Source organism: Dyella sp., from assembly GCF_035508675.1.
GTDB lineage: Bacteria > Pseudomonadota > Gammaproteobacteria > Xanthomonadales > Rhodanobacteraceae > Dyella_B.
The window spans coordinates 1-9,016 of sequence record NZ_DATJMN010000178.1; the positions used below are offsets into that span (position 1 = coordinate 1).

Annotated in this window: 7 protein-coding genes; all 7 read left to right on the top strand. The window is 64.4% G+C overall.

The window, feature by feature from the left end:
• Positions 1–17: 17 nt before the first annotated feature.
• Complete coding sequence (locus VMA74_RS09665) at positions 18–1,124, top strand: efflux RND transporter periplasmic adaptor subunit (protein ID WP_325366470.1); 1,107 nt, start codon at positions 18–20, stop codon at positions 1,122–1,124.
• Entirely contained in the window at positions 1,121–4,399 is a 3,279-nt protein-coding gene (locus VMA74_RS09670) for an efflux RND transporter permease subunit (RefSeq protein ID WP_325366472.1), read from the top strand. The genes VMA74_RS09665 and VMA74_RS09670 overlap by 4 nt, the downstream gene beginning before the upstream one ends.
• 10 nt (positions 4,400–4,409) lie before the next feature.
• Positions 4,410–4,838 carry a universal stress protein gene (locus VMA74_RS09675; protein WP_325366474.1) on the top strand — a complete coding sequence of 143 codons (429 nt, stop codon included), beginning with the start codon at positions 4,410–4,412 and terminating at the stop codon, positions 4,836–4,838.
• A gap of 111 nt (positions 4,839–4,949) precedes the next feature.
• Positions 4,950–7,376 (top strand): plasma-membrane proton-efflux P-type ATPase, encoded by a 2,427-nt coding sequence (locus VMA74_RS09680; RefSeq protein ID WP_325366476.1) that lies wholly within the window; start codon positions 4,950–4,952, stop codon positions 7,374–7,376.
• Between the two features lies 1 nt (position 7,377).
• A complete protein-coding gene (gene trxC / locus VMA74_RS09685) occupies positions 7,378–7,839 on the top strand; it encodes a thioredoxin TrxC (protein WP_325366478.1) in 462 nt (153 codons plus the stop codon).
• Between the two features lie 30 nt (positions 7,840–7,869).
• Positions 7,870–8,226: a carboxymuconolactone decarboxylase family protein gene (locus tag VMA74_RS09690; RefSeq protein WP_325366480.1), complete on the top strand. Its 357-nt coding sequence runs from the start codon at positions 7,870–7,872 to the stop codon at positions 8,224–8,226.
• A gap of 241 nt (positions 8,227–8,467) precedes the next feature.
• Positions 8,468–9,016, top strand: a 549-nt coding sequence (locus VMA74_RS09695) for a TonB-dependent receptor plug domain-containing protein (protein ID WP_414649594.1), incomplete at its 3' end; no start/stop codon positions are given.

Here is a 9,016-nt window from a genome sequence, read left to right on the forward strand (position 1 = left end):
CTGCCACGTGACGAGTCATGCGCGAAGACATCAGCTTACAACGGACTTGGGTCCATACCCTCGCCCTGCTCTTGCTAGCCACCGTACTGAGCGCGTGCGACGACCGGCAACCGCACCCGATCGCGCAAACCACCCCACCCGCACTCGCATCGCTGGTCGTGCATGCGCAAGTCGCTCCGCAGGAACAGATCTGGGACGGCACCGTAGAAGCGATCCATTCCGCCGTGCTGTCCGCACAAACCAATGCGCGCGTGGTCGAGCTACCTTACGATGTTGACGATGTGGTTCCGGCCGGCGCAGTGCTGGTGCGTTTCAGCAACGTGGAGCAATCCTCCGCCACGCGGGCGGCAAAGGAACAGATCACGGCGGCCCAGGCCGTCTACGCCAACGCGAAGATCAATTACGACCGCATCGCCGCGATCGCCGCGGAGGGACTGATCGCCAAGGCCAGCCTCGATGCCGCACTCGCGCAGCGCGATAGCGCTTATGCCGCCTTGCTTGCCGCGCAGGCCAATTGGCGCAACGTCGGCATGCAAGAAGACTACACCGTGGTACGCGCGCCGTACGACGCCATCGTCACGCGCCGCTATGTGCAAGTGGGCGAGTCGGTGCAAGCCGGCCCGCCGGTGCCCCAGCAGCTGATCGCCATCGCATCGCTGAAAGATTTGCGCGTCAATGTGCAAGTACCGCAGGGCGCGGTGGAGGCCATCCGTCGCTATCACTCGGCATTTGTCCTGCCGGGCGGCGATGCCGCGCGTATTCCTGCCACCTCGGTCACCGTGTTTCCGTATGCCGATCCGGAGACGCACAGCTTTTCCGTGCGCGTGGAGATGTCGGGCGACCACACCGGCCTCTATCCCGGCATGACGGTGAAAGTGGCGTTCGCTACGGGTGAAGGACGGCGCCTGCTGGTGCCGCTCAGCGCACTGGTCCAACGCGGCGAACTGCAAGGCGTGTACGTGATCGGTAACAACCAGATCGCACTGCGGCAGGTGCGTACCGGACATCATGACGACAACAAGGTCGAGATACTCGCCGGCCTGGACGATGGCGAGCGCATCGCCACCGATCCTGCCGCGGCCGGCCGCCAGTTGGTGGAGCGCCACCGCGGAGCCGCGCCATGAGTGCGCCGCTGGGCTTTTCCGGCCGCATCGCGCGCAGTTTTCTCACCTCACCGCTCACGCCGATCCTGGCCATCGCCGCGCTGCTGCTGGGCGTGGCGGCGATGATGATCACGCCGCGCGAAGAAGAACCGCAGATCGACGTGACCATGGCGAACGTGATGGTGCCCTTCCCCGGCGCCGACGTGCACGATGTGGAGAATCTGGTGGCGTTTCCGCTGGAGCAGAAGCTGTCGGAAATCGAAGGCATTAAGCACGTGTATTCGGTCAGCCGCCCCGGCATCGCCATCATCACGGTGGAATTCCAGGTCGGCGTGCCGCGCCAGACGGCGATCGTGCGGCTGTACAACCAGGTGTTCCAGAACCAGGATTTCGTGCCGCGCGGCCTGGGTGTGGGGCCACCGCTGATCCGGCCGATGGGCATCGATGACGTACCGGTGATGGCACTGACGCTATGGAGCGATCGCCCCGGCGAAACGCCTACCCAGCTCGGTGAAGTGGCGCACACGCTGGAAACGGAACTCAAGCGCGTGCCTGGCACGCGCGACGTCTACACCATCGGCGCACCCGAACGCGCCGTGATGGTGGAGCTGGATGCCACCAAGCTCGCTTCCTACGGCATGGCCATCACCGACATTTCCGGCGCCCTCCAGGCGGCGAACACGGTGACGCAAGCGGGCGAACGCGTCACCGCCGTCACCGATATTCCGGTGACGGCCGGCAGCTTCCTCGCCAACGCTGACGATGTGGCGAACCTGGTGATCGGCTTGAAGCAAGGGCAGCCGGTGTTCCTGTCCGACGTGGCTCGCATCCATCAAGGTGCCGATCTGCCGGGCAGCTACGCATGGTTCGGCACACCACCCGGCAAGGGCGGCCCGGCCAGCGGTTCGGCACCGGCCGTCACCATCGCCATCGCCAAGAAACCCGGCACGAATGCCGCCGACATCACCACGGCGATCGCGGCGCGCCTGGCATTCCTGCAAGGCGTGGTGATACCGGCCGGCGTGCATGTCGAGGTCACGCGCGACTATGGGCAGACCGCCACCGACAAGGCAAACCATCTTATTCACAAACTGATTTTCGCCACCGTTTCGGTGGTGCTGCTGGTGCTGCTGGCACTGGGCTGGCGCGAAGCCATCGTGGTGGGCAGCGCCGTGATCGTCACCTTGATGCTGACCTTGTTCGCTTCCTGGGCGATGGGTTTCACCATCAACCGCGTATCGCTGTTCGCGCTGATCTTTTCCATCGGCATCCTGGTCGACGACGCCATCGTGGTGGTTGAAAACATCCACCGGCACATGGCCATGGGCGGCTCGCTGCGCGAGGCCATTCCCGCGGCGGTAAGCGAGGTAGGCGGCCCCACCATCCTCGCCACGTTTACGGTCATCGCCGCGCTGCTGCCGATGGCCTTCGTCTCCGGCCTGATGGGGCCGTACATGCGGCCGATTCCGATCAATGCCTCGGCCGGCATGCTGCTGTCGCTGGCGGTGGCGCTGATCGTGACGCCGTGGCTTGCGTTCCGGCTGTTGCGGCATGCGCACCACCCTGCGGAAGCCGCGCAGGCGCCGGGCGGTAGCCGGCTGCACCGCCTGTTCCACCGAGTGATGTTTCCCTTCATCGGTGGTGCGCGCGCGCCGCGCCGGCGTAAGCTGCTGTTCGCAGCCATGGGCCTGCTAGTAATAGCAGCGGCCGGACTGGTCTTGGTGAAAGCGGTGGTGCTGAAGATGCTGCCGTTCGACAACAAATCCGAATTCCAGGTGGTGGTGGACATGCCCGCCGGCAGCACGCTGGAACGCACCAACCGCGTGCTGGCCGAACTGGCGCAGGCCGTGTCGACCATTCCCGAGGTGAAGGACTGGCAAGGCTACGCCGGCGCTGCCGCGCCGATCACCTTCAACGGCCTGGTACGCCAGTACTACCTGCGCAGCGGGCCGCTGGTGGGTGACCTGCAAGTGAATCTGCTCGACAAGGCACTGCGCAACCGGCAAAGCCACGCGATCGCGCTGGCGGCGCGGCCGATGCTGGCGAAGATCGGCGCGCGCTACGGCGCCGCGATAAAAGTCGTGGAAGTACCGCCCGGCCCGCCAGTATTGGCGCCGATCGTGGCCGAAGTGTATGGCCCCGATGACGACATGGTGCGCAAGGCAGCGCGGCGCCTTAGGAACATGTTTGCCAGCACGCCTGACATCGTGGACATCGACAGCAGCGTGGAAGCCGATGCGCCACGCAACGTCGTGACGGTGGATCGCCAGCGCGCGACCGAGCTCGGCCTCAGCCAGGCCGATATCGCACAGGCGTTGCGCACCGCCCTGTCCGGCGACGACGCCACCTATCTGATGGATGGCCACGCCAAATACGCCGTGCCGGTGCGCCTGCGCTTGCCGGCAGGCGACCAGGCATCGCTTGCGCAATTGTTGGCGCTGCGTATCCGCGCGCACGGCATGGCGCCGACACCCGTGACAACGTTCGCGCAACTGTTCGTACCGCATGCTCCGGCATCGTACGGCGCGCTGGTGCCGCTGTCCGAAGTGGTCAACGTACGCACGGACGAGCGGGAAAAGGCCATCTATCACAAGGACCTGCTGCCGTATGCCTACGTGGTCGGCGACGATGCCGGCGCCACCGACAGCCCGCTGTACGGCATGTTCAAGATGGTCGGCAGATTGCGACGCGAAAAAGTGCTGGGCCAGACCGTCGACCAGCACTTCATCGCGCAGCCGCAGGATACGAGCGGCCTGGCGATCAAATGGGACGGCGAATGGCAGATCACGTATGAAACCTTCCGCGACATGGGGCTGGCCTATTCGGTGGGCCTGCTGCTGATCTACCTGCTGGTGGTGGGCCAGTTCAAAAGCTATGTCGTGCCGCTGATCATCATGGCGCCGATTCCGCTGACCGTGATCGGCGTGATGCCCGGCCATGCGCTACTGGGTGCGCAGTACACCGCCACCTCGATGATCGGCATGATCGCGCTGGCCGGCATCATCGTGCGCAATTCGATCCTGTTGATCAATTTCATCAACCACGCACTCGCCGCAGGCCGGCGGCCGGAAGAAGCCGTGATCGAAGCCGCCGCCGTACGCGCCAAGCCGATCGTGCTGACCGGCGTGGCGGCGATGGCGGGCGGCTTCTTCATCCTCGACGACCCGATTTTTCAAGGACTGGCAGTGTCGCTGATCTTCGGCATCCTGGTGTCGACGATCCTGACGCTGCTGGTGATTCCGCTGCTGTACTACGCCTGGCTGTCGCGCCAGGCGCAAACACCACGCGACGCCTGAGGGAGCGATCATGTTCAAGCATCTGCTACTGGCCACCGACGGATCGGCGCACGCCGAATCGGCAGTGAAAACCGGCGTGCAACTGGCCCGGTCGCTGCACGCGGAAGTAACCGGCATGACCGTGCTCGCACCGGACGACGCGCCCACGCCGCAAGCCGCGGCAACCCATCAAACCGCCCATCCACACGGCCATGGCATCGCCAATGCGCATTTGCGTTTCGTGCAGATCGTCGCCAACACCCACGACGTGACGTGCGACACCGTGTGCGTCACCGGCAAAGCACCGCACGAGGAGATCATCCGCACCGCCGACCGACTGCACTGCGACCTGATCGTGATGGGCGCGTTCGGGCGCAAGGGCATCAAGGCGCAGCTGCTCGGCAGCGAAACGCAAAGAGTCTTGATTCACGGCCATTTGCCGGTACTGGTGTGCAAGTAGGCTGGGATGAAATCCCAGCATCAAGAACCACGACAAAGCTGGGATTTCATCCCAGCCTGCGATCCTCATCGGCAGAAAGATATTTCCGCCACGACCAAACAGGCACCCGTGATGGAAGCCGCACGAACCGCCACCGAAGAACTCGCCGCGCTGGGCTCCAGCCGCGAACGCGGCCTGTCGTCGGCAGAAGCGGCGATCCGGCTGAAGCGCGATGGCGCCAACGAGATCGCACGAAAAAAGCAGCATCCGCCGTGGCTGCTGCTCAAGAAATTCTGGGGCATCTCGGCGTGGATGATCGAGCTGGTCGCCTTGCTTTCCCTGGTACTGAAGAAGTACGACGACGTGTGGATGGCGCTGTTGCTGCTGGTCATCAATGCCTTGCTCAGCTTTCTGCAGGAGCAGCATGCCGCCGATGCCTTGGCGGCATTGCGGCAGCGGCTCAACGTGCTGGCCAGGGTCTTGCGCGATGGCGTGTGGCGCCCGATTCCTGCCGCGGAAATCGTATGCGGCGACGTCGTGCGCGTGCGTGCCGGCGATTTCGTGCCGGCCGATCTGCGCATCATCGAAGGCGACGTGAAAGCGGATCAATCTGCGCTGACCGGCGAATCGCAAACCATCGAAAAGAAGCCCGACGACATGCTGTATTCCGGTTCGGTCGCCAGCCAGGGCGAAGCCAGCGGCGTCGTCACGGCAACGGGTGTTGGCACGCGTTTCGGCCGCACCGCCCAACTGGTGGAAGATGCGCAGCCGCGCTTGCATGTCAACGATGTGATCGGGCGCGTGGTCAAGTGGCTGCTCATCATCGTTGGCTCCGTGGTGGCGCTCACGCTGGTCGTCGCCCTGCTGCGCGGCGTACCGCTGGCGCAAACCCTGCCGGTGGCGCTGGTGGTGCTGATGAGCGCCATTCCGGTCGCGCTGCCGGTGATGTTCACGGTGAGCACGGCGCTGGGCTCGATGGAACTTGCGCACAAGGGCGTGCTGATCACGCGCCTTGGCGCGGTGGAAGACGCCGCCACCATGAACGTGTTGTGCGCCGACAAGACCGGCACGCTGACGCTCAACCGGCTCAGCCTGGTGGACGCGCTGCCGCAAGCCGGGTTTTCCGGCAATGACGTGATACGCATCGGCGCGCTCGCCTCCAACGCCGCCGACTACGACCCGATCGATTTGGCGTTTCTGCAGGCCGCCAGGGAGCGCAATTTGCTGACGGCCGATGCGCGCGTGCTTTCCTTCGTTCCGTTTTCCGCTGCCACGCGCTGTACGCAAGCCACCATCGAAACGCCAAACGGCAAGCTGAGATGTATCAAGGGCGCGCTGCGCACCGTGGCGCAAGCGGCCGGGCTCAATGCCGGCACGCTGGATACGCTGCGATCGGCCGCTCGCGAGCAAGCCTTGAAAGGCATTCGCACGCTCGCTGTCGGGTGTGCGGACGATTCGGCGCCACCGAAGCTGGTGGGGCTGGCCTATCTGCACGATGCACCGCGGGCGGATTCGCGCCATCTGATCGAGCAACTGCATGCACTGCATGTCGACGTCAAGATGCTCACCGGCGACGCGCGGCCGGTCGGGCAGGAAATTGCCCACGAACTGGGCCTTGGCGAGGTGCTGCGCGCGCCGGATCTTCGCGCGCTTTCCAGTGCGCGGGCAGCGGAGCTGATCACTCGTGCCGATGGTTTTGCCGAGGTTTTCCCCGAAGACAAATACCGCGTGGTGACCAGCCTGCAAGCGGCCGGCCGCGTGGTAGGCATGACCGGCGACGGCGTGAACGATGCGCCTGCGTTGAAACAGGCCGAAGTCGGCATCGCTGTCAGCGGCGCGACCGACGTCGCCAAAGCCACCGCCAGCGCGGTGCTCACCACCGAAGGACTGGCCAATATCGTCGCGCTGGTGCAGACCGGCCGCGCTATTTACCAGCGCGTGCTCACCTGGATCGTCAACAAGGTCGCCGACACGATTCTCAAGGCCGGGTTGATCGTGGTGGCGTTTCTGGTCACCGGGCGTTTCGTGATTTCCGCGCTGGGCATGCTGCTGGTGGTGCTGCTTACCGACTTCGTCAAAGTGGCCTTGGCGACCGATCACGTCGAAGCCTCGCGTACGCCGGAGACATGGAACATCACACCCTTGATCGGTGTCTCGGTAGTGCTTGGCCTGTTGATGCTGGTCGAGTCACTCGGCCTGCTGGCGTTTGGTTGGCATGCGTTTGGGCTGGCGCAGAAGGATGGCCGGCTACTCACCTTCACGTTCCAGTTGCTGCTGTTTTTCGCGCTGTTTTCGCTGCTTTCCATTCGGGAGCGCCGCGCCTTCTGGAGGTCGCGGCCGAGCACCACGCTGATGGCATCGCTCGCAGCAGGCGCACTCGTCGGCATCCTGGTCGGCTGGTTCGGATTGGGGCGCTTGCAAGCGCTGCCGTTGTGGCAAAGCCTGTCGATGGCCGGCTGCGTAGGGATCTTGGTGCTAGGCCCCAATGATGCGATCAAGACCGAGTTGGTCCGGCGCGCACTTCAAAAAATGCATCCTCGACCCACGGAGGTCACCTGACATGGCCGCTCCGACGTCTGCTCGACAAGAGCCTTTCATCCACGTGCTTTGTGCCGCCTGCAGCAAGGTCAACCGCGTTCCTCCCGAGCGCCTGACCGAACTGGCCCATTGCGGCCACTGCCATCGCCCCTTGTTTGCAGGCCATCCGTTGGAGGTGGATGAGGCTGCATTCCAGGCACATGTACGCTTGGACGACCTGCCGCTGCTGGTCGACATGTGGGCGCCATGGTGCGGACCGTGCCGGATGATGGCGCCGCACTTCGAGCGCGCCGCCGCCCTGCTCGAACCGCACGTCCGTCTGCTCAAACTCGACACCGACCAGGCGCAAGCCACCGCAAACCACTATGGCATCCGCAGCATTCCTACGTTGTTGCTGATCCATCGCGGCAAGGTCATCGACCGGATCGCGGGCGCGCAAAGCGCCGAAGCCCTGGCTCGCTGGGTGCGGTCGCACTCGCTATGACCAGCCCTTTCATTTGCAAAGAGAACGATCATGTACAAGCAATGGCCCGAAATGACCAAGGACCTGTCGGAGATACTCAAGGAGATGCGCACGGGAACACCCGATACGATGAGCGCCTTCTCCGCACTCGCCAAGGCAGCGCTGGCGCCCAAAGCGCTGGATGCGAAAACCAAGGAATTGCTTGCGCTAGGCATTGCCGTCGCCATTCGCTGCGACGCCTGCGTCGCCTTTCACGCGGAAGCGGCCGTGAAGCGCGGCGCCACGCGCGATGAAATCATGGAGACGATGGGCATGGCGATCTATATGGGAGCCGGCCCAAGCGTGATGTACGCGGCGCAAGCGGTGGAAGCGTATGACCAGTTTGCCGCGAAGCAAAGGGAATCGTAGGCGTGAAGCTGTAAGTTGGCGGTGAGCCCCGGACTTGATCCGGGGCTCACCGCCAAGGAAGCTCGCCTGCCGTGGTGCAACTTGCCGTAACATCGGGCGACCCAAACACGGCCTTCGCGTCGAAAAATCAACGAGGTGTGCAGATGCAGCGGCGTTTCCCCTCAATCGGCATGGCCTGCACCACATTGGTCGTGCGGAACATGCTCGGCGAAGGCGTCAGTCTCCAGCAATGAGGCCCCTTGTGCATCGTGGCGCACGCCACGCTTTCGTGCTGCTGGGATGTACGGCAAGCCTGGGCGCGACGACGTGCCAGGCAGTGGCGCAGGATGCTGCCGCCGCCAGTGCGGCAACCCGCGTCGACACGCTGTCCACCGTGCATGTAAGCGTCAGCCGATTGACGATCGATCCGCGCGACATACCCGCGGCACTTAGCGTTACCAGCGTCGCGCCGGCGAACGCCGGGCAACCCGGCGTAAACCTCTCCGAGGCGCTGGTCGGCGTACCCGGCGTACTGGCCCGCGACCGGCAGAACTACGCGCAGGACGAACAATTCTCGATCCGCGGATTCGGCGCACGCTCAAGCTTCGGCGTGCGCAGCATCCGCTTGTTCGTCGACGGCATACCCGCCACCCTGCCGGACGGGCAAGGCCAGATTTCCGATTTCGATCTGAACATGGGTGGCCGGCTGGAAGTGCTACGCGGCCCATTCTCGGTGCTTTACGGCAATGCGGCTGGCGGCGTGGTGCAACTGTGGACCGCGCCAGGTACCGCCGTTGCGCAGACGACGCTG